18 protein-coding genes are annotated in these 21,764 nt (G+C 68.7%); 3 read left to right on the top strand and 15 right to left on the bottom strand.

Going from position 1 to position 21,764, the window contains the following annotated elements; translation table 11 throughout:
• Positions 1-24: 24 nt before the first annotated feature.
• From QWY80_RS04620 to osmF, 9 genes are all read right to left on the bottom strand, one after another.
• Complete coding sequence (locus QWY80_RS04620) at positions 25-885, bottom strand: methyltransferase domain-containing protein (RefSeq protein ID WP_290229532.1); 861 nt, start codon at positions 883-885, stop codon at positions 25-27.
• Positions 882-1,697, bottom strand: coding sequence for a glycine/sarcosine N-methyltransferase (locus tag QWY80_RS04615; protein ID WP_290229531.1), 816 nt, complete (start codon positions 1,695-1,697; stop codon positions 882-884). The genes QWY80_RS04620 and QWY80_RS04615 overlap by 4 nt, the downstream gene beginning before the upstream one ends.
• A 337-nt stretch (positions 1,698-2,034) precedes the next feature.
• Positions 2,035-3,642 (bottom strand): dihydrolipoyllysine-residue acetyltransferase, encoded by a 1,608-nt coding sequence (locus tag QWY80_RS04610; RefSeq protein WP_290229530.1) that lies wholly within the window; start codon positions 3,640-3,642, stop codon positions 2,035-2,037.
• Between the two features lie 45 nt (positions 3,643-3,687).
• Complete coding sequence (locus tag QWY80_RS04605; RefSeq protein WP_290229529.1) at positions 3,688-4,665, bottom strand: alpha-ketoacid dehydrogenase subunit beta; 978 nt, start codon at positions 4,663-4,665, stop codon at positions 3,688-3,690.
• Position 4,666: 1 nt separating this feature from the next.
• Entirely contained in the window at positions 4,667-5,878 is a 1,212-nt protein-coding gene (locus QWY80_RS04600) for a thiamine pyrophosphate-dependent dehydrogenase E1 component subunit alpha (protein ID WP_290229528.1), read from the bottom strand.
• Between the two features lie 156 nt (positions 5,879-6,034).
• The gene (locus QWY80_RS04595; RefSeq protein ID WP_290229527.1) at positions 6,035-6,784 is read right to left on the bottom strand and encodes an ABC transporter permease; all 750 of its coding nucleotides are present in this window, start codon (positions 6,782-6,784) and stop codon (positions 6,035-6,037) included.
• Positions 6,777-7,721, bottom strand: coding sequence for an ABC transporter ATP-binding protein (locus tag QWY80_RS04590; RefSeq protein ID WP_290229526.1), 945 nt, complete (start codon positions 7,719-7,721; stop codon positions 6,777-6,779). Before QWY80_RS04590 ends, QWY80_RS04595 begins: the two co-directional genes overlap by 8 nt.
• Complete coding sequence (locus tag QWY80_RS04585; RefSeq protein ID WP_290229525.1) at positions 7,718-8,902, bottom strand: ABC transporter permease; 1,185 nt, start codon at positions 8,900-8,902, stop codon at positions 7,718-7,720. Before QWY80_RS04585 ends, QWY80_RS04590 begins: the two co-directional genes overlap by 4 nt.
• Before the next feature lie 4 nt (positions 8,903-8,906).
• Entirely contained in the window at positions 8,907-9,818 is a 912-nt protein-coding gene (gene osmF / locus QWY80_RS04580) for a glycine betaine ABC transporter substrate-binding protein OsmF (protein WP_290229524.1), read from the bottom strand.
• Positions 9,819-9,917: 99 nt separating this feature from the next.
• Here osmF and QWY80_RS04575 point away from each other — a divergent pair, with 99 nt between their 5' ends.
• Positions 9,918-10,928, top strand: coding sequence for a DUF1853 family protein (locus QWY80_RS04575; RefSeq protein WP_290229523.1), 1,011 nt, complete (start codon positions 9,918-9,920; stop codon positions 10,926-10,928).
• 84 nt (positions 10,929-11,012) lie between these two features.
• Here the strand turns inward: QWY80_RS04575 and cysS are convergent, their stop codons facing one another.
• Positions 11,013-12,404 carry a cysteine--tRNA ligase gene (cysS, locus tag QWY80_RS04570; protein WP_290229918.1) on the bottom strand — a complete coding sequence of 464 codons (1,392 nt, stop codon included), beginning with the start codon at positions 12,402-12,404 and terminating at the stop codon, positions 11,013-11,015.
• 14 nt (positions 12,405-12,418) lie between these two features.
• Positions 12,419-14,113 carry a glutamine--tRNA ligase/YqeY domain fusion protein gene (locus QWY80_RS04565; protein WP_290229522.1) on the bottom strand — a complete coding sequence of 565 codons (1,695 nt, stop codon included), beginning with the start codon at positions 14,111-14,113 and terminating at the stop codon, positions 12,419-12,421.
• A 351-nt stretch (positions 14,114-14,464) separates the two neighbouring features.
• Here QWY80_RS04565 and QWY80_RS04560 point away from each other — a divergent pair, with 351 nt between their 5' ends.
• Positions 14,465-14,962 carry a peptidylprolyl isomerase gene (locus QWY80_RS04560; protein WP_290229521.1) on the top strand — a complete coding sequence of 166 codons (498 nt, stop codon included), beginning with the start codon at positions 14,465-14,467 and terminating at the stop codon, positions 14,960-14,962.
• An 80-nt stretch (positions 14,963-15,042) separates the two neighbouring features.
• On the top strand, positions 15,043-15,804 hold the full coding sequence (locus QWY80_RS04555) for a UDP-2,3-diacylglucosamine diphosphatase (RefSeq protein ID WP_290229520.1): 762 nt from the start codon (positions 15,043-15,045) through the stop codon (positions 15,802-15,804).
• Here the strand turns inward: QWY80_RS04555 and QWY80_RS04550 are convergent.
• From QWY80_RS04550 to lon, 4 genes are all read right to left on the bottom strand, one after another.
• Positions 15,796-16,830, bottom strand: coding sequence for a CobW family GTP-binding protein (locus QWY80_RS04550; RefSeq protein WP_290229519.1), 1,035 nt, complete (start codon positions 16,828-16,830; stop codon positions 15,796-15,798). The genes QWY80_RS04555 and QWY80_RS04550 overlap by 9 nt on opposite strands.
• Positions 16,827-18,644, bottom strand: a complete 1,818-nt coding sequence (locus tag QWY80_RS04545) for a SurA N-terminal domain-containing protein (protein WP_290229518.1) — start codon at positions 18,642-18,644, stop codon at positions 16,827-16,829. Before QWY80_RS04545 ends, QWY80_RS04550 begins: the two co-directional genes overlap by 4 nt.
• Positions 18,645-18,746: 102 nt before the next feature.
• A complete protein-coding gene (locus tag QWY80_RS04540) occupies positions 18,747-19,019 on the bottom strand; it encodes an HU family DNA-binding protein (protein WP_290229517.1) in 273 nt (90 codons plus the stop codon).
• A gap of 176 nt (positions 19,020-19,195) precedes the next feature.
• Positions 19,196-21,601: an endopeptidase La gene (gene lon / locus QWY80_RS04535; protein ID WP_290229516.1), complete on the bottom strand. Its 2,406-nt coding sequence runs from the start codon at positions 21,599-21,601 to the stop codon at positions 19,196-19,198.
• Positions 21,602-21,764 lie beyond the last annotated feature (163 nt).

The raw sequence follows: 21,764 nt of genomic DNA, 5'->3' as shown, positions 1-21,764 counted from the left end.
ACGCGGCGATGGCTTGGGCCTGCGTCAGGCGACGCCTCGGGGCTTGCGAAACAGGAAGATCCCCCAGCGCAGGTCGCCCCGGTGTCCGCCGTCGACCCAGTGCTGCAGCCCGCGCTTCATGCGCGTGATGTAGTCGCGGCTGACCGCCCGGGCCACCTCGTCCTCGTGCTCGACAAGCACATCGCGAATGCGCCCGTAGTGGAGGGCGATCATCTGCGAGGCGTCCTCGAAGACCAGTTCCTCGAGCCCCAGCGCGGTCAGGGTGTCGCGGTAGAACGCCGGCGAGCCCAGGGTCTCCAGGTGGATGCGGGCGAGGATCGGCTCCAGCGCCTCGGCCGGGCAACCGTCGTCCTGCATGGGGTCGGTAAAGATGAAGTGGCCGCCGGGCCGCAGCACGCGGACCGTCTCCTCCAGGACGCGGCGCCGATCGCCGCTGTGCAGGATGGCGTCCTGCGACCACACCACGTCGAACTCGGCGTCGTCGAAGGGCAGCGCCTCGAAGCTGCCGTCGATGATCGTCACCAGGCGCGCCACGCCCTGCTCGCGGTTCATCCGGCGGCCGCGCTCGTTCTCACGCTCGCTGATGTTGAGCGCCGTCACCAGGCAGCCGAACTCGTGAGCCAGGAAACGCGCCGAACCGCCGTAACCGGCGCCGATGTCGAGCACCCGGGTCTCGGCGGTCAGCCGTGGCAGGCGCCTGGCCATCTCGACGACGGTGCGCCGACTGGCATCGAAGACCGCCTCCCGGGGATGCTCGTAGAGGCCGACATGGATGTCCTCGCCGCCCCACACCAGGGAATAGAAGTTGTCGGCATCCTCGCTGTTGTAGTAGTCGCGCGCGGTCGCCACGGCCGGCGCATAGTCGTGCTCCATTACCTTGTTCATGATTTTGCCTCCCGGTAGCGCTTGTGGGCCACGTGAATGAAGAAATCCGGCTGCACCTCGCGGTAGGTCTCCTGGAAATCGCCGTAGGTGTCCACCCACTGAAATCCCACTTCCTCGAGCAGCCGCCGGGTATACGCCTTGCGCAGCGGGAACATGTTCAGGTGGTAGATGGCATCGTCCGGGAAGGCGTAGCGGAAACGGGCGAGGCCCGTGTCCACGTACTCCGGGCGGACCGAGACATGAGTGCCGCAGTAGTAGTAGGTGTGCTGCGAGGAATAGCCCACGTCGAGGATTGCGTCGTAGTTGCGTTGGTCGAGGATCAGCAGGCCATCGTGACGGAGGGTGGCATAGAACTCGGCCAGCGCCTTGCGACGGTCATGCTCGGCGAACAGGTGGGTGAAGGAGTTGCCGAGGCAGATGATGGCGTCGTAGTGGTCGTGGATGTCACGGGTGAGCCAGCGCCAGTCGACCTGCACGGTGCGCAGGATGTGGCCGCGGGCCCGTCCGTTCTCGAAGGCCTTGGCCAGCATATCGGGACTGCCGTCGGCACTGACGACCTCGAAGCCTGCCTCGAGCAATCGCACCGAGTGGAAGCCGGTACCGGTTGCCACGTCGAGCACGCGGCGAACGCCGTGCTCGCGAAGCATATCGATGAAGAAGGTCCCTTCGCTGTGCGCGCGACTCTCCCAGTCGATCAGCTCGTCCCACTTGTTGACGAAGCCCTCGATGTACTCGCGCTGGTAGTGGCCTGTCTCGCGACACGCCAGGGGATCCTCTCCAAAATCTTGGTTGTGTTGGAATGCTACCTTCATGCAACGCCCCTCCTGTGAACCGGAAAGGCCGGTGCTGCCCCGAAGACACAGACGTCCCGACCGTCCCGGCAAGCCGTGCCGTGGCGCGCGTGCTGGCGGCTTGGATGGTGGGTACAGATGCGCCCCTCATTCGCCGTCGGCAGAGCCTGTCATCTGTCCCACATCGGGTTTGAAACTGTCGCAAACAGAAAGATAGAAGTCGCTGCTAGATAAGCAAGGTAACTTATCTTCGGCTTCCAACAGCCACGGGGCGACAAGGGGGAGCGGTGGCCTGGCACCACGCATGCGGGGATTCGCGGCCATGGCGCTCGGCTGGTGCCATGGCCGCGGGAGCGACTCAGCCCAGATGCAGCAGCATCGTCTCCGGCGCCTCCAGGTAGCCCTTCCAGGCATTGCAGAAGCGCGCGATGGTGCCACCGTCGATGATGCGGTGGTCACCGGACCAGGTCACGGTCATGATCGCCCGCTTGACCACCCGGTCGTCTACGTCGAAGCGCGGCAGCCACTGGGTCTTGCCGATGGCGACGATGGCCACCTCCGGGGCGTTGATGATCGGCGCCGCATAGGTACCGCCCATGGCGCCGATGTTGGAGATGCTGATGGTGCCCCCCTTGAGGTCCGATGCCGCCACCTTGCCGGAGCGGGCATCCTCGGTGAGGCGCTGGATCTCGGCCGCCACGCCCAGCAGGCTGCGCCGCTCCACGCCCTTGACGTTGGGCACCAGCAGGCCGGCCCGGCTATCCACCGCCATGCCCACATTGACCGCGGGCAGGTAGTGGATCTCACTGGCATCGTCGTTCAAGCGGGCGTTGAGGATGGGCTCCTCGCGCACCGCCAGCGCCATCGCCTTCATGAAGAAGGGCATGAGAGTGAGACGTACGCTCTCCTGCTCGGCCCGGGGCTTGAGCCGCTCGCGCAGCGCCAGCAGCTCGGTGACGTCGATCTCCTCGCCATACTGGAAGTGCGGGATGGTGGTGGCGGCCTCCACCATGCGCCGCGCCATCACCGCGCGCACGCCGCGCAGCGGCTCGACCCGCACCTCCCCGGCTACCGGCTCGCCGGCGCCGGGCGCCCGCCCCTCGGCCGTCCGGGGAGCGGAGACGGCAGCCGCCGTCTCGTCGCCGCCGCGCTCCAGGTGACGCAGCACGTCCTCCTTGAGCACCCGCCCCTGCTTGCCGCTGCCGGGCACCTCCGAAAGCGCAAGGCCATGCTCGCGCAGCAGGCGACGCACCGCCGGTGCCGCGGGGATCCGCCCATAGGGGCCGCGGCCGCGGCGGGACTCGCCCTCCTCGGCACGCGGCGCCTCGGTCTCGGGCGGGGCCGGAGACGCCCGGCGTGGAACCGGCGTCTCGGCGACCGCCTCGCCCCCCTCCGGCAGGTAGGCGTAGAGGGGCGCATGGACCCGGGTGATCTCGCCCTGGGCCACGTGCAGCCTGTGCACCACGCCCGCCTCCGGGGCGGTGATCTCCACCCTGGCCTTGTCGGTCATGACGTCCACCACCGGCTGGTCCTCGGCGATGCGCTCGCCCTCGGCGACCCGCCACTCGACGATCTCGCACTCGACGATGCCCTCGCCGATATCCGGCAGAATGAAGTCCTTGCTGGCCCCCGCCGGTGCCGGCGCCACCGACGGAGCCGCTGGCCCCGGCTCGGCGTGTTCCTCTCTGGCCGGGCCGGCCTGCGGGGCCTCCGCCTCGGAAGACGCCTCACCCTCGGCCTCGTAGGCGAACAGCGGGGCGTGGACCTTGGCGATCTCGCCCTTGTCCACGTAGAGGCGGGTGATGCGGCCCGCCTCCGGTGCGGTGATCTCCACCAGCGCCTTGTCGGTCATCACCTCGACCACCGGCTGGTCCTCCTCGATCACGTCGCCCTCGGCGACGCGCCACTCCACCACCTCGCACTCCACGATACCTTCGCCGATATCGGGCAGCATGAAATCGCTCATCTCGTACACTCCTGTCCTGGCTCGCTTCTGTCCGGATATCGGGGCCTAGAAGGCCACGCTGGCCTTGACCGCCTCGAAGACCTTCAGGTGGTCCGGCAGATACTCCTTCTCCAGGGTCAGCGGGAAGGGCGTATCCAGGCCGGTCACCCGGGCGATGGGCGATTCCAGGTACAGGAAGCAGCGCTCGGTGACGGTGGCGGCGATCTCGCCGGCGAAGCCACCGGTCAGGGGTGCCTCGTGGGTGATCACCAGGCGGCCGGTCTTGAGCACCGACTCCACCACGGTGTCCTCGTCCCAGGGCAGGATGGAGCGCAGGTCGATGACCTCGCAGGAGATGCCCTCCTTCTCGGCCAGCTCCACGGCCTTGTCGATGACCTCCATCTGGGCCCCCCAGCCCAGCAGGGTGACGTCGCTGCCCTCGCGGGTCACCTCGGCCTCGCCGATGGGCAGTTGGTAGTCCTCCTCGGGCACCTCGCCGGTGGAGGCGCGATAGAGCCGCTTGGGCTCGAAGAACAGCACCGGGTCCGGATCGCGGATGGCCGACAGCAGCAGGCCCTTGGCCTGGTAGGGGTTGCGCGGCACCACGACCTTGAGCCCCGGGGTGTGCGCGAAGTAGGCCTCCGGCGACTGGGAGTGGTAGTGGCCGCCGGAGATGCCGCCACCGTAGGGCGCGCGGATGGTCAGGCCCCCGACGTTGAAGAGGTCGCCGGAACGGTAGCGGAACTTGGCGGTCTCGTTGACGATCTGGTCGAAGGCCGGAAAGATGTAGTCGGCGAACTGGATCTCCGCCACCGGCACCGAGCCCTGGGCGGCCAGGCCATTGGCGAAGCCGACGATGCCCTGCTCCACCAGCGGCGTATTGAAGCAGCGCGCGCGGCCATACTTCTCCTGCAGGTGGCTGGTGGCGCGGAAGACCCCGCCGAAGAAGCCCACGTCCTCGCCGAAGCAGACGACCTTCTCGTCCTCGGCCATGGCAATGTCCAGGGCGTTGTTGATCGCCTGCAGCATGTTCATGGTCGGCATCTCACTTCCCTCCCTGGCCGGCGTCGTCGTTGGCGCTCACGCTTGGATCCAGGGAGCGCGCCCCTCGGGGATAGGCGTCCGGATGGAGGCGGATATGCGCCTTGAGGCGATCCAGCTGGCGCTGCAGCGCCGGGGTGACGTCGGCGTAGACGTCGGTGACCAGGCTGTCGAGGGGTGGCGGCGGCCGTTTCTCGGCGCGCTTCATGGTCTCCAGCACCTCGCGGCGCAGCGACTCCTGCAGCGCCTTCTCCTCGTCGTCGTTCCACCACCCCTGGTCGCTGAGCCAGTGCTGCATGCGCAGGATGGGGTCCTTCTCGCGCCACGCCTCCTCCTCCTTGCGGGAGCGGTAGCCGGAGGGATCGTCGGAAGAGGAGTGGGCGGCCAGGCGGTAGGTCATGGCCTCGATGAGCACCGGCTTGTTCTGCTCCACGGCGATGCGGCGCGCCTTGCGGGTCGCCGCCAGCACCGCGAGGATGTCGTTGCCGTCGACGCGGATCACGTGCATGCGGTAGCCGAAGGCCCGCGGTGCCACGCCGTCGGCGGCAAACTGCTCGATGGCGGGCGTGGAGATCGCATAGCCGTTGTTGCGGCAGAAGAAGATCACCGGCGCCTCGTGCACCGCCGCCATGTTCAGGGCGGCATGGAAGTCGCCCTCGGAGGCCGCCCCCTCGCCGAAGAAGGTGATGGTGCAGTGCCCCTCGCCGGCCAGCTTCTGCCCATAGGCGTAGCCGGCCGCCTGGGGAATCTGGGTGGCCAGCGGCGAGGAGATGGTCATGTAGTGGAGCTTGCGCGACCCGTAGTGGATCGGCATCTGGCGCCCCTTGCCGTAGTCCTGCTCGTTGCCGAACAGCTGGTTCATGAACTCGTCGTAGCCGAAGCCGCGGTAGACCAGGGCCCCCTGCTCGCGATACTGGGCCATGATCATGTCGGCGTCGTCGAGCGCCGCCGTGGCGCCGATGACCGCCGCCTCCTCCCCGGTGCACTGCATGTAGAAGGAGAGCCGCCCCTGGCGCTGGGCCGCCATCATGCGCTCGTCCAGCACCCGGGTGGCGACCATCGCATGGTAGATCTTCAGCGCCTGCTCACGGGACAACTCCGGCGCCTCGGCGCCGTCGCACAGAGTGCCGTCCTGCCGGAGCAGGCGGAAGGTGGGTATGGTGAACTCGTCGCCGACCAGGAAGTCCGGCGAATGGATGTCTTGTGTGGTTGTCATCTCGGGATCCTCTACCACCCCTTTTGAGGGCAGTGTTGTCGCTTGTCTCGCCCATTGCCAGGAGGATTGCCCCTGGCGGGTCAACGCAACCCGATATGACGTTAACGTAAACTGAAGGACTTGGGTACCCCTGCCTTCGGCTGACCGGAAGAGGGCTCACCCTCGGGCGGGCGTCAATCGGGCGAAGGCGCTGTCCACGGTCAGCGCCAGCAGGCCGATCAGCACCGCCCCCTGCAGCACGTAGGCGGTGTTGCCGTTGACGATGCCCGAGATGATCGGCGCCCCCAGGTTGCTCGCGCCCACCGTGGCGCCCAGGGCCGCCGTGGCGATATTGACCGTCACCGAGGTGCGGATGCCGGCCAGGATCACCGGGGCCGCCAACGGCAGCTCGACCTGCCACAGGCGCTGGGCACCGCCCATGCCCATGCCGCGGGCCGCCTCCTGGACGCCGGGGTCGATGCCCTCCAGCCCCGCCAGGGTGTTGCGCACGATGGGCAGCAGGCCGTAGAGCAGCAGGGCCACGATGATCGGCCAGGTGCCGAAGCCCAGCACCGGCACGGCCAGGGCCAGCACCGCCACCGGCGGGAAGGTCTGCCCCATGGAGGCGAACTGGGCGACCAGCGGCAGGAAGTCGCGCCCCGCGGGGCGGGTCACCAGCACCGCCGCCCCCACGCCCAGCGCCACCGCCAAGAGCGAGGCGACCCCCACCACCAGCAGGTGATTGGCCAACAGGCTGGGCAGGCCGGCCTGGGCATAGACGACCTGGCGTGTGTCGGACTCGATCCCGCGCAGCACGGGCTCCAGGGTCGGCATGCCAAAGGCCAGCGCCAGCAGCAGCGCCAGCCACACCAGCGGCCCCCGCCAGGCGGCCAGCCGGACCGCGGCGGTCGGCGCCCGGTCACTCATCGCGGCCGGCCCCCACCAGACGCCGCAGCGACAACTCCCCCACCGCCATCGCCTCGTCGTCGACCACCGCCAGCCGGTCGGCATGCTCGCGGAACATCACCGACAGGGCCTGGCGCAGGGTGGCGTCGCGATGCACCCGCGCCTGGGGCAGCAAGCGCGGCGAGAGCGGCAGCATGCGCTCACCGACGCGGGTGATGGCCGCCTCCTTGAGGCCACGCTCGTCGCCGCCCAGCAGCGAGGCGACGAAGTCATCGGCCGGCTCGCGCAGCAGGGCCAGGGGCGTACCCTGCTGGACGATCCGCCCGGCCCGCATCACCGCCAGGCGGTCGGCCAGGGCCAGGGCCTCGTCCATGTCGTGGGTGACGAAGACGATGGTCTTGTGCAGGCGTGCCTGCAGCTCGCGCAGCTCGACCTGCAGGGTCTCGCGGGTGATGGGGTCCAGGGCGCCGAAGGGCTCGTCCATGAGCAGGATGTCGGGGTCGGCAGCCAGCGCCCGGGCCACCCCCACCCGCTGGGCCTGGCCACCGGAGAGTTGCTCCGGGTACTTGTCGGCGAACTGCTCGACGGGCAGGCCGAGCAGCGCCATCAGCTCCTCCACCCGGGCCCGGACGCGGGCCTTCGGCCACTTCAGCAGCCGCGGGACCAGGCCGATGTTGCGGGCCACCGTCCAGTGGGGGAACAGCCCGGTGCTCTGGATGGCGTAGCCGATGCGCCGGCGCAGCAGCCGGCCGTCGAACTCGCGGATCGGCTGCCCGTCGATGTGGATCTCGCCGCCGTCGTGCTCGATCAGGCGATTGATCATGCGCAGCGTGGTGGACTTGCCGCAGCCCGAGGTGCCCACCAGGGCACACAGCTCGCCCTTCTCCACCGTCAGCGAGATGGCGTCCACGGCGGTCTCCTCGCCGAAGCGCTTGGTGACTCCCAGCAGCTCGATCATGGCGTGACTCCCTGCCTGAGCGCGGTACGGTGATCGAGGCGACGCGTCAGGGCGCCCAGCAGCGCATCGGCCACCAGCGCCATGGCCAGGATCGGCAGGGCGCCGAGCAGCACCAGGTCCATGGCCGCCTGCCCCAGCCCCTGGAAGATGAAGGTCCCCAGGCCGCCGGCGCCGATCAGCGCCGCCACCGCCGTCAGGCCGATGGCCTGGACGGTGGTGATGCGCACGCCCTCCAGCACCACCGGCAGGGCCAGCGGCAGGCGCACCTGCCAGAACACCTGGCCAGGCCCCATGCCCATGCCGCGGGCCGATTCCAGCACCCCGGGATCGACCTCGGCCAGCGCCACGAAGGTGTTGCGCACCATGGGCAGCAGGCTGTAGCCCAGCAGGGCCAGGAAGGCCGGCGCCCAGCCGATGCCGCTGACCCCCAGGGCGGCGAGCCAGTCGAGCCGGGCCGAGAGCCAGGCCAGGGGCGCCAGCAGCAGGCCGAACAGTGCCAGGCTGGGAATGGTCTGCAGGAAGTTGAGCAGGGTGAACCCCAGTCGCTCCAGGCGGGCGTCGCGGCGCATCGCCAGGGCGATCGCCGCGCCCAGCACCAGGCTCGCCCCCACGGCGCTGCCCACCAGCAGCAGGTGGTCCAGCAGCGCCTCGGCGAACTGCCCGCTGCGCCCCCTGTACTCCTGCCACAGCGCCAGCGACCCCAGCCAGGGCGCGGCCAGCACCCAGGCCCCCAGGATCGGCACCGGCAGCAGCCAGCCGCTCCAGGCGGGCAGCGCCAGGCGGGTCCTCAGCTCGATGGTCAGCAGGACCAGGCAGAACAGCAACAGCCACACCGCCGGGCCGAGCCCCAGCCGCGCCTGGGGCTGGTCGGGATCGAGGCGCAGCGCGCCGGCGAGCGCCACCCAGGCCGGCAGCGCCATCAACAGCAGCAGGTTGAGCGCCAGCGCCAGGCGCAGCCGCCCACGATGGGGCCGCCAGGCCAGCGCCGCCAGGCCCAGCAGCGGCAGACAGGCCACCCCGGCCAACGGCCAGCCGAGCAGTTCGCTGGCTGCATAGGCGGTGCCCGGCACGATGCGGTTGGGCGCCACGCTCACCGAGGCCAGCGCCAGCCAGGCCGCCGCGGCGGCCAGCGACAGCGCCGGCACTACCCGATTGACCGGCAGCGCGTCCCTGCGCGTCACCGGCTCACTCCGGCAGGTCGGCCAGGAAGTCGGCGGCGACGTCGCGCGGGTCCCGCCCGTTCACCGCCACGTCGCCGTTGAGCCGCTGCAGGGTCGCGAGATCCAGTTCGGCGAAGATCGGCTCGAGCAGCGTCTCGATCTCCGGGTAGGTCTCCAGCACCTCGCGGCGCACCACCGGCGCCGGCTGGTAGACGGGCTGGACGCCCAGGGTATCCTCCAGCACCACCAGGTCCAGGGCGTTGAGCCCGCCGTCGGTGCCATAGGTCATGGCCGCATTGACGCCGCTGGTCTGCTGGGCCGCGGCGCGCATGGTGGAGGCGGTATTGCCGCCGGAGAGCACCAGCAGCTGGTCGTCGGAGAGCTCGAAGCCGTAGGCCTCCTGGAAGGCGGGCAGCGCCTGGGGCGACTCGACGAACTCGGCGCTGGCGGCGAACTTGAACTCGCCGCCCTCGGCCAGGTAATCGGCCAGATCCTCCAGGCTCGCCAGGTCGTGCTCGCGGGCCAGGTCACCGCGCACGCTCATCGCCCAGGTATTGTTGGCCGAGGCCGGCGCCAGCCAGGCCAGGCCGTTCTCCGCGTCCCGTTCGCGCACCGTCTCGAAGGCCGCCTCGGCGTCGTGCCACACATCGCTGTCGGCCATGTCGAAGAAGAAGGCGCCGTTGCCGGTGTACTCCGGGTAGAGGTCGATCTCGCCGGCCAGCAGCGCCTCGCGCACGATGCTGGTAGCGCCGAGTTGCAGGCGATCCTCGACCCGGATGCCGCCCGCCTCCAGGCGCTGCAGGATCAGCTGGCCGAGCACCGAGCCCTCGGTATCGATCTTGGAGGCCACCACCACGGGGTCCTGGGCCTGGGCCACCGCGAGGGTCAACAGGCTGCCGGCGGCCAGCGCCGCCACTCGGGAGAAGGTTGCGCTCATGGGAATATCGCCTGAGGGGGTCATGAATGTAAGCTTGAGTATAGAGATACGCCGGCTTGCCTGTCAGAGGCTTGCCACCAACGCACGGAAAGGTGTCCGATGCCCGACTCGTCGAGTCCCCGCCTCGACCACTGCCATCACCCGCTGGTCCGGGACCTGGCGTGGCTGCTCGAGGCCCCCGACCTGGTCAGCATGCCCTGGCCCGGTCGCCCCGCCCCGGCGACCCTGGGGTTCGGCGACCCGGCGTGCCTCGCCGCCTGGCTGGACGACCTGGAGGCCTATCCCGACCTGCTGGAGGCACGGATCGGCGACGCCCTGAGCGGACGCATGGGGCTCTATCACGAGCGACTCTGGCAGTTCCTGCTCGCCGAAGCGCCGGGCACCGAACTGCTCGCCCACAACCTGCGCATCCACCGCGACAAGCAGACCCTCGGCGAGCTCGACCTGCTCTACCGTCACACCGGCGAGGCCGAGGTGATCCACCTGGAAGTGGCCATCAAGTACTACCTGGGACTGGTCGAGGGGCCCGGCGAGACCGATGATCAGGCGCGCTGGATCGGTCCCGGCGGGGCCGACAGCCTGGCCGGCAAGCGCGAGCACCTGCACCGTCGCCAGTTGCGCCTCAGCGAGCTGCCCGAGGCGCGCGAGGTCATCCAGGCCCTGCGGCTGGCCGACGCCGTGGGCGCCGACCGGCCGCTGGCGATCCGCCGGCAGGTGGCCATCCCCGGCGTGCTCTTCTATCCCTGGCACGCCGACCTGCCGCGGCCCCGCGATGCCGGCGCCCACCACCTGCGCGGCATCTGGCTCGCCTGGTCGAGCTGGCGCGACTTCCGCGACGGCCTGGCCGCCGGCACCCGCGGCGCCTGGCTGAACAAGCCCCACTGGCTGGCCCTGCCGCGGGCCGAGGCCCTGCTGCCGCTGAGGGCGCTGGAGGCGCGTCTGGCGCAGCACTTCCTCCAGCCCGCCGCACCGGTCCAGGTCGTCCTGTGGCACGGCGACGCCGGCTGGCAACGGGTCTTCGTCGTCGCCGACGACTGGCCGCGGCAGATTCCCCTGCCGCCGTTCGGGCGTCAGCCGGAGGGGCCCGAGCCGGCCGGCGTCGTCCCGTGACGCTTCCTGCAGCCCCGGCCCCTGAAACAACACACCCGGCACCGCCAGCGGCGGGCCGGGTGTCGATTCGGCGACCTGCGGCGATCAGCCCTCGGGCTTCTCCACCACCCAGGAGGTGCCCTCGCGGGAGTCCTTGAGGACGATGCCCAGCGCGGCGAGCTCGTCGCGGATGGCATCGGCCCGGGCGAAGTCTCTCGCCTTCTTGGCCTCGGCGCGTTCGGCGATGCGCGACTCGATCTCGGCCTCGGGCAGCGGCAGCTCCCCCGCTCCGCCCTTGAGGAAGGCGGCGGGCTCCTGGGTGAGCAGCCCCAGCACGCCGCCCAGGCGTCGGAGCTCGGCGGCCAGGGCCGGCGCCTGCTCGGGTGCCTCCTTCCTGGCCCGGTTCAGTTCGCGGGCCAGGTCGAAGAGCACCGACAGCGCCTCGGCGGTATTGAAGTCGTCGTCCATGGCGGCGGTAAAGCGCTCGTGGAAGCGGTTATCGACCTGCCCTTCAGCGGGATCGATCCCGTCGAGCGCATTGTAGAAGCGCTCCAGCGACTTGCGGGCATCAAGCAGGGAGTCCGGCGCATAGTTGATCGGACTGCGGTAGTGGCTGGCCACCAGCAGGTAGCGCACCACCTCCGGGTCGTGGTACTCGAGCACCTCGCGGATGGTGAAGAAGTTGCCCAGTGACTTGGACATCTTCTCGTGGTTCACCCGCACCGCCCCGGCGTGCATCCAGGTGTTGACGAAGGGCTTGCCATTGGCCGCCTCGCTCTGGGCGATCTCGTTCTCGTGGTGCGGGAAGGTCAGGTCCGGCCCGCCACCGTGGATGTCGAAGGTCTCCCCCAGGCAGCACTTCGACATGGCCGAGCACTCGATGTGCCAGCCGGGGCGCCCCGCGCCCCAGGGCGAGGGCCAGCTGGCCTCGCCGGGCTTGGCCGCCTTCCACAGCACGAAGTCGAGCGGGTCCTCCTTGTGCTCGTCCACCTCGATGCGCGCGCCGGCGCGCATCTCGTCGGGGTCGCGATTGTTGAGCTTGCCGTAGCCCTCGAAGCGGCGCACCCGGTAGTAGACGTCGCCGTTGTCCGCCGCGTAGGCGTAGCCCTTGTCGATCAGGGTCGCGATCATGGCGACGATGTCGTCGACATGCCCGGTGGCACGGGGCTCCCGGTCCGGCGGCAGCACGGCGAGGCGCGCCTCGTCCTCGTGCATGGCGTCGATCATGCGCGCGGTGAGCGAGCCGATGGGCTCGCCGTTCTCCTCGGCGCGCCGGAGGATCTTGTCGTCGATGTCGGTGACGTTGCGCACATAGGTGACGTCATAGCCGCGGTGGCGCAGGTAGCGGGTGATGACGTCGAAGGCCACCATCACCCGGGCATGGCCCAGGTGGCAGTAGTCGTAGACGGTCATCCCGCACACGTACATGCGCACCCTACCCGGCTCGATGGGCGTGAAGGCTTCCTTGCGTCGGGTCAGGGTATTGTAGATCTGGATGTCGGCGCTCACGTTCACCCCTTCTTCTGCGCTTCTTTCTTCTGGACCTTGGCCCAGCTGTCCTTGAGCCCCACGGTGCGGTTGAACACCAGCCGCCCCTCGGCGCGGGCATGGCGGTCGACACAGAAGTAGCCGACGCGCTCGAACTGGAAGCGCGCCTCCGCCTCGACGTCGGCCAGGCTCGGCTCGCCGATGGCCTGGCAGGTGACCAGCGACTCGGGGTTCAGGTGCTCGAGGAAGTCGGCATCCCGGTCCTTGTCGGGCTGCTCCTCGAGGAAGAGGTTGTCGTAGAGGCGCACCTCCAGGGGCACGCCGTGGGCGGCACTGACCCAGTGGATCACGCCCTTGACCTTGCGCCCCTCCGGGTTCCTGCCCAGGGTGTCGAAGTCCACGCTACAGCGCAGCTCCTCGATCTCGCCGGACGCCCCCTTGACCACCTCGTCGCAGCGAATGACGTAGCTGTTGCGCAGCCGCACCTCCTTGCCCGGTGCCAGGCGGAAGAACTTCTTGGGCGGCTCCTCCATAAAGTCGTCGTGATCAATATAAATTTCACGAGTAAAGGGCACCTTGCGCACGCCCATATCCTCACGGGCCGGGTGACCGGGCACATCAAAGGCTTCCTCGTGGTCCTCGGGCACGTTGGTCAGCACCACCTTGAGGGGCCTCAGCACGCACATCGCCCGCGGCGCGTTGTCCTCCAGGTCGGAGCGGATGGCGTGGTAGAGCATGGCGATGTCCACCAGGCCGCCGTCGGCACGCGTCACGCCGATCATCTCGCAGAACCTGCGGATCGAGGCCGGCGTGTAGCCCCGCCGGCGCATGCCGGAGATGGTCGGCAGGCGCGGGTCGTCCCAGCCATCGACGATGCCCTGGTCCACCAGCAGCTTGAGCTTGCGCTTGGAGGTCAGGGTGTAGTTCATGTTGAGCCGCGCGAACTCGATCTGGCGCGGCTTGACCGGTACCGGCAGGTTGTCCAGGAACCAGTCGTAGAGCGGGCGATGGTCCTCGAACTCCAGGGTGCAGATGGAGTGGGTGACCCCCTCGATGGCGTCCGACTGGCCATGGGTGAAGTCGTAGGACGGATAGATCTTCCACTTGTCGCCGGTCTGGTGGTGATGGGCGTGGCGGATGCGATAGAGGATCGGGTCGCGCAGGTTGATGTTGGGCGAGGCCATGTCGATCTTGGCGCGCAGCACCTTCTCGCCCTCGGCGAACTCCCCGACCCGCATGCGCTCCAGCAGCTCGAGGTTCTCCTCGACGCCGCGCTCCCGATAGGGGCTCGGCCGGCCGGGCTTGGTGAGGGTGCCGCGGTACTCGCGGATCTCGTCCGGCGAGAGGTCGTCCACATAGGCCTTGCCCTCGCGCACCAGGTGCTGGGCCCAGGCGTAGAGCTGGTCGAAGTAGTCCGAGGCGAAGCGCACCTCGCCGGCCCAGGCGAATCCCAACCAGCTGACGTCGGCCTTGATGGCATCGATGTAGGCCTGCTCCTCCTTCGCCGGGTTGGTGTCGTCGAAGCGCAGGTGGCAGTCGCCACCGAACTGCTCGGCCAGCCCGAAGTTCAGGCAGATCGATTTGGCGTGCCCGATGTGCAGGAAGCCGTTGGGCTCCGGCGGGAAGCGCGTGACGATCTTGCCGGAGCGGCCGGCCTCGATCTCCTCGCGGATCTGGTTGCGGATGAAGTTCGGCGCGCTGATGGTCTCGGTGGACATGTTGGAAAAAACGACCTCTGATTGAAGGGTGCGAGCCTGGCGGCGTGAGCGCAGCTCCCCGGGTGATTCACTGAGCGAGGGGCGCCGGGGGGATTGGCGCAGCACCGCTCGAGGCTGATCCGGGGACAGGCCTCCGAGGAGGCGCTGTGAACCCCTCCCTGGGCGCTACCGACGCCATCCCTGGCGTAGGACCTCCTCTACGACCTGTCCCCGGCGCCTCTCGCTACAGCCATGCGAGCTTTCCCTCGAGTCTCGACGCTCGCTTCGCGCCTCGCAGCAAAACCGGTATTATAGCGTCACGCCCATGGGCAACGCCAAGGCAACGCCCCTTTATCGCACAGGAACTTATCGATGATCGTTCTGCAGACCAACTACGGCGACATCCACGTCGAGCTTGACCACGACAAGGCACCGAAGACCGCCGCCAACTTCGAGCAGTACGTGCGCGACGGCTTCTACGACGGCACCCTCTTCCACCGCGTGATCGACGGCTTCATGGTCCAGGGCGGCGGCTTCGACGAGAACTTCAACCAGAAGCCCACCCGCGACCCGATCGAGAACGAGGCCGACAACGGCCTGGAGAACGTCACCGGCACCCTGGCCATGGCGCGTACCCAGGACCCGCACTCCGCCACCGCCCAGTTCTTCATCAATGTGGCCGACAACGGCTTCCTGAATCACAGCGGCAAGTCGATCCAGGGCTGGGGCTACTGCGTCTTCGGCCGCGTGGTCGAGGGCATGGACGTGGTCGAGAAGATCAAGGGGGTGGCCACCACCCGCCGCGGCATGCACGCCGACGTGCCCGCCGAGGACGTGGTGATCCAGAAGGCCTACCTCGAGGAGGCCTGATCGCCCTCGCCTCGCCGACTGCGCCCGCCCTCGTGCGGGCGCTTTGCCATCGACCCGCCAGACAAGAAGCGACGCCCGTCATGACCACCCTGCTGATTTCCGACCTGCACCTGCACCCCGGCGCCCCCGAGATCACCGACGGCTTCCTGCGCTGGCTCGAGGAGCGTGCCCGCGGCTGCGAGGCCCTCTACATCCTCGGCGACTTCTTCGAGGCCTGGATCGGCGACGACCTGCTCGACCTGGCGGGCGTCGACCCCACCGGCAACGCCGATCTGGCGGCGCGTGTCGCCCGTGCGCTGAAGCGCCTCTCCGACGACGGCAGCGCCCTCTACCTGATGCACGGCAACCGTGACTTCCTGCTCGGCGAGCGTTTCGCCGCCGAGACCGGCGCCACCCTGCTCCCCGACCCCAGCGTGATCACCCTGGGGGGCAGGCGGGTCCTGCTGATGCATGGCGACAGCCTGTGCACCCGCGACACCGACTACCAGGCCTTCCGCGCCCAGGCCCGGGACCCCCAGTGGCAGGCCGGCATCCTGGCCATGCCGATCGCCGAGCGCATCGCCCTGGCCCGGCAGCTGCGCGAGCAGTCCGGCGAGGCCAGTTCCAACAAGGCCGAGGACATCATGGACGTCACCGCCGAGGAGGTCGAGAAGGCCATGGCCGATCACGGCGTGACCACCCTGATCCATGGCCATACCCACCGCCCCGCGGTGCATGAGCTGGAGGTCGCCGGCGAGCCCGCGCGGCGCATGGTGCTGGGCGACTGGCGCCCCGGCCAGGGCTGGGAGATCGCGGTCGAGGACGGTGGCGAGCCACGGCTGCGGGAGTTCCCGTTACGTTGAAGGCGACGAGAGCCGACAGGCCTCGAGCCGCGCCTCCAGCGCCTCCGCATCCGGCAGGCTACCCGCCTCGCCGATGAGCTCCAGGCGCGAATCCTGTCGCCAGGCGGCCTCCTCCAGGCTCACCGTGGCGTCGGCCCGGTTGTAGCGCTTCCAGCCGGCGTCGGTATGCAGCACCCCCTTGATGCGCAGCCGCGCCGGCAACTCGCCCAGCAGCACCGTGATGCGGTCCAGGTCGAAGGCATCATCCGGGTGCCAACGCCACCCCAGGGTGGCATAGCCCAGCGAGCCGCCTTGCTGGCGCACGGGATGCCCCGGCGTCGGCATGGCATCACCGAAGCCCTCCAGCACCAGGCCGCCGGCCGCGGCCTCGCGCAACCGGCGGTGCGCCTCGCTGTCGGCTGACGTCCGGGACGGCGCCTCGCCTTCGCCCACTCCCTCGACCAGCAGTGCCAGCGGCAGCTCGCCGTGAGGCGCCGGCCGGATCCACTTCTTGGCCGGCCAGCTCTCACCCAGCAGGGCCTCGGCGGCGTCGCGCTGGGCCGGCGTCGCCAGGTCGGTCATGGTCAGGGCCACGGCATCCGCCATGGCCAACTGGTCGCGGAAGGTCTCGTGCTCGCGGGAGCGGGGATCGTCGAGGCGCCGCGGATCCAGCACCGTGATGATGTCCTGCACCGCCAGCACCCCGGCGAAGGCCTCGCCCCGCAGCACCTCCAGCAGCCCCGCCGGATGCCCCAGGCCGGAGGGCTCGATGATCAGCCGGTCGGGGCGATGGCGGTGCAGCAGGTTGACCAGGGTCGCCTGCATCACGAAGGCCAGCTGGCAGCACAGGCAACCGCCGGGCAGGCCCTTGACCACCAGGTCGTCGCGCTCGGCGAACATCGCCTGGTCGATGCCCACCTGGCCGAACTCGTTGATCAGCACCGCCCAGCGCTCGCCCTCGGGCTTCTGGTCGATCAGCCGGTGGATCAGGGTGCTCTTGCCGCTGCCCAGGAAGCCGGTGATCAGATGGACGGGGACATCCCTCACCGCTCGATCTCCGCCTCGCTACGCAGGTGCTCGATCAGCCCCTGGATGGCGGCCTGGGCGCGCAGCCGCTCGGTCATGTTGGCGACATACTGCTCCACCTGCTCGTCGACCTCGCCCTCGCCCACGCTCTCCAGGGCGATGATCACGACGCGATCGCCGTCCACCGCCTGGCCGTAGACGGGCGCCTCGCCCTCGGGGGCCGGCAGGCGGAAGGCGGCGTCCACCAGTTCGCGCGGCAGGCCATGGTCGGCCTGGCGGCTCACCGCCTCGGCCCGTTGCCAGTCGAGCCCCGGCGACTCGCCGTCGCGCAATGCCGCGATACGTTCCTCGGCCAGGGCCTGCAGGCGCTCGCGGCGCAGCGATGCCTCGACGGCGGCCTCGACCCGGTCGCGCACCTCCTCCAGCGGCAGGGTGGTCGCCTCGCGATGCTCGGCCACCCGCAGCACCATGCGCCGATCGTCGTCGAGCTCGATCACCTCGCTGTTGTAACCCTCCTCGAGGACGTCGCCACTGAACGCCTGGCTCATCACGCCCGGCTCGGAGAGTACGCCCTCGCCGCCATCGCGGGAGACCCAGTCGCTGGTCTGCAGCTCGAGGCCGATGTCGTCGGCGACGCTCTCCAGGTCATCCGCGGCGAAGCTCTCGTCGATCAGGCGCTGCACCTTGTCGTTGAACTCCCCATCGACCTCGGACAGCGCCAGGTCCCGGCGCAGTTCGTCGCGCATCGACTCGAAGGACTCGCGCTCCAGGCCGGTGACCTTCAGCAGGTGCAGGCCGTTGTCGGTCTCGACGATATCCGATACCTCGCCTTCGCCGAGGGCGAAGGCCGCCTCGTCGAAGGCCTCGCCGAAGAAGCCGCGGCTCACCACCCCCAGGTCGCCGCCCTGCTCGGCGGAGACGGTGTCGTCGGAGACCTCGGCGGCAAGGTCGGCGAACGCCTCGCCATCGGCCAGGCGCTCCTGGACGGCCTCGAGCTCGGCCACGGCCTCCTCGCGGCTGCGCTCCTCGCCGTAGGTGAGCATGATGTGCGAGAGGCGGCGGTCGGCGTCGGCGGTCCGCTCCTGCCAGGCGTCACGCAGCGCCTCCTCGTCGATCTCCATTTCCTCGGCCATCGCCTGGCGGTCGATCAGCACGTACTTCAGGCGCACCTGCTCGGGACGCCGATAATCGTCCCGATGCTCGTCGTAGTAACGCTGGATCGCCTCGTCGCCGGCCTGCACCTCGTCGTCGATCATCGACTCGCTCAGGGCGGCATAGCGGAAGGTCCGGGTCTGGCGCTGCAGCGACGCCAGGGTCTCCCGCTCGTCGGGCAGGGTGAACTCACTGGACACGAGGCCCTGCTGAAGCTGTTGCTGCTTCATGTCGCCGCGCAGCTGCTCGCGGAACCCCACCGGCGTATAGCCGGCGCTGGCCAGGCGGCTGCGGAACAGCTCGCGGTCGAAGCGCCCCTCCTGATCCTGGAACTCCGGCAGGTTGACGATGACCTGGTCGAGCTGGTCCTCGGAGAGATGCAGGCCACCGTCGTCGACGAACTGGGTCAGCAGGCGCTCGGTGATCAGTTGGTCGAGCATCTCGGCACGCAACTGGCGCTCCTGCTCCGGCGGCACCTGGCCGCTGCGGATGGCCCGCTGCACCGACATCTCCAGCTGCTGGCGGGTGATCGGCTCGCCGTTGACCTCGGCGATATCGTCACCACCGCCTCCGAACAGTCCCACCAGCGACTCCACGCCGAACAGTGCCATGGCCACGACCACGGCCCCGACGATGATCTTGGCTCCCCAGCTCCGGGAGCGGTCACGAATACTTTGCAGCATGCAGGCCTCGGAAGAGTTGATAATAACGAAGACAGGCGCACCGCCGAGGGCGATGCGCCTGTAGAAAGATCAACCGTCAGCGGCGCGGGCGGCGCGCGTCTCTCAGTTGACGGAATCCTTGAGCGCCTTGCCGGCCTTGAAACTCGGCACCTTGGCAGCGCTGATCTCGATCGGCTGGCCGGTCTGCGGGTTGCGACCGGTGCGGGCGGCGCGCTCCTTGACCTGGAAGGTACCGAAGCCGACCAGGGAAACGCTGTCTCCCTTCTTCAGGCTGTCGGTCACGGCATCGACCATGGCATCCAATGCGCGGGCAGCGGCGGCCTTCGGAATGTCGGCAGACGCGGCGATGGCTTCGATCAGCTCGGATTTGTTCACACTTCACCCCTTGACGTTTTCGGAAATTGGCTCTAATCGACGCGGCTTTCTACCGACAGGCGCGATCACAGCATGCGCCAATTTATAGCAATGCGATGAAAGCACTGTCAAGCAAAGTACCGCGCGAAACCCCACCATACCGGGCTTTCACTACCGGGATGATGGGGAAAATATCGTCAGTGCGTGCTGATCATCGACTGGGGTGAGGCGGTATCCTCGGACCGGGATTCCCCCTCGGAGGTCTCAGTCCTTTTCTCTAATGCCACCTCCAGCACCTCATCGATCCAGCGAACCGGCCTGATGTCCAGAGCATCCTTGATGTTATCCGGTACCTCCTTGAGGTCCCGACGGTTCTCCTCTGGCACCAGCACGGTCTTTATACCACCGCGCCGGGCGGCCAGCAATTTCTCCTTCAGGCCGCCGATCGGCAGCACCTCGCCACGCAGGTTGACCTCGCCGGTCATGGCCACGTCGCAACGCACCGGACGCCCGGTGTAGGCCGACACCATGGCGGTCACCATGGCGATGCCGGCGCTGGGACCGTCCTTGGGCGTGGCCCCCTCGGGTACGTGGATGTGCAGGTCCTCCTTCTCGAAGCGCTCGGGGTCGATGTTGAACTTGAGCGCCCGGGCGCGGACCACCGTCTGGGCGGCGCTCACCGACTCCTTCATCACGTCGCCCAGCGAGCCGGTCTTGTTGATGCGCCCCTTGCCCGGAGTCACCACCGACTCGATATTGAGCAGCTCGCCACCCACCGAGGTCCAGGCCAGGCCGGTGACACGCCCCACCTGATCCTCCTGGTCGGCCAGGCCGTAGCTGTAGCGGCGCACCCCAGCATAGTCCTCGATGTCGGCCGCGGCCAGCAGCAGCGGCGCCTGGGCGCCCTCCTGGCTCTCCTTCTCGAGGCGCTCGCGCAGCACCTTGCGGCACACCTTGGCGATCTGGCGTTCCAGCTCACGCACCCCGGCCTCACGGCTGTAGTAGCGGATCAGTTCCAGCAGCGCCTCGTCGGAGAACGCCAGCTCCTCGTCCTTGAAGCCGTTGGCCTTGAGCTGCTTGGGCACCAGGTAACGCTTGGCGATGGCCAGCTTCTCGTCCTCGGTGTAGCCGGGCAGGCGGATCACCTCCATGCGATCGAGCAGCGGCCCCGGGATGTTCATCGAGTTGGCGGTGCAGATGAACAGCGTCTCGGAGAGATCGTAGTCCAGCTCCAGGTAGTGGTCGCTGAAGGTGTCGTTCTGCTCGGGATCCAGCACCTCGAGCAGCGCCGAGGCCGGATCGCCGCGGTAGTCCATGCCAATCTTGTCCACCTCGTCGAGCAGGAACAACGGGTTCTTGACCCCGGCCCTGGTCATGCGCTGGATCATCTTGCCGGGCAGCGAGCCGATGTAGGTGCGGCGATGACCGCGGATCTCGGACTCGTCGCGCACCCCGCCCAGCGCCAGGCGCACGTACTTGCGGTTGGTGGCCCGGGCGATGGACTGCCCCAGCGAGGTCTTGCCCACCCCCGGGGGGCCCACCAGGCACAGCACCGGCCCCTTGAGCTTCTTGACCCGCTTGTGCACGGCCAGGTACTCGAGGATGCGCGCCTTGACCTCATCGAGGCCGTAGTGGTCCTCATCGAGCACCTGCTGGGCGTGACGCAGGTCGTGGCGTATCCGGGTACGCTTCTTCCAGGGCACCGAGACCAGCCAGTCCAGGTAGGAGCGCACCACCGTGGCCTCGGCGGAGTTGGGCGACATCATCTTCAGCTTGCCCAGCTCCTGGACGGCCTTGTCATGGGCCTCCTTGGGCATGCCCGATTCCTCGATGGCCTTCTCGTACTTCTCGGCCTCGTTGGGCACGTTCTCGAGCTCGCCCATCTCCTTCTGGATGGCCTTCATCTGCTCGTTGAGATAGTACTCGCGCTGGGACTTCTCCATCTGGTCCTTGACCCGCGAGCGGATGCGCTTCTCCACCTGCAGCAGGTCGATCTCGGACTCGATCAGCGCCATCAGGTGCTCGATGCGATCGCGCACCCGGTCCATCTCCAGCAGTTGCTGCTTGTCGTCGATCTTCAGCGACAGGTGGGCGCAGATGGTGTCCACCAGGCGGCTCGGGTCCTCGATGCCGGAGAGCGAGTTGAGCACCTCGTTGGGCACCTTCTTCGACATCTTCACGTACTGCTCGAACTGGTTGAGCAGCACGCGCACCAGCGCCTCCTGCTCGCGCTCGGTGAGCGGCACGCTCTCGCGCAGCACGGCATCGGCGCGGGTGTAGGACTCGCCGGCATGGAGTTCGCCCAGGTCGGCACGCGACATGCCCTCGATCAGCACCTTGACGGTGCCGTCGGGCAGCTTGAGCAGCTGCATGATCTCGGCCACGGTGCCGATGGCGAAGAGGTCGCCGCGGTCGGGATCATCCTTGCTGGCCTCGCGCTGGGCGACCAGCAGCACCCGCTTGTCGGCGCTCATGGCCGCCTCGAGGGCCTCGATGGACTTCTCCCGGCCGACGAACAGCGGGATGACCATCTGCGGGTAGACGACCACGTCCCGCAGCGGCAAAAGGGGCAGACTCAGGGTCTGTTCGGCGTTCTGCTGCATCGCAGACGTTCCTCAAGACAAGTACGGTGGAATTACCTATGGGGGTGGGGGCACCCTGGCCACTTTGCAAGACATCAAAAAGGCGGGAGCGCCGCCGCGCCTCCGGCCGGCCACGCGGCCGACGCCTGGAGACGGGACGCTCCCGCCCGGGGCCCGAGGGCCC

Source organism: Halomonas ramblicola (assembly GCF_030409215.1).
Classification (GTDB): Bacteria; Pseudomonadota; Gammaproteobacteria; order Pseudomonadales; family Halomonadaceae; genus Halomonas; species Halomonas ramblicola.
The sequence above is the reverse complement of the archived record's forward strand: the minus strand, read 5'-3'. Positions and strand labels throughout refer to the sequence as shown.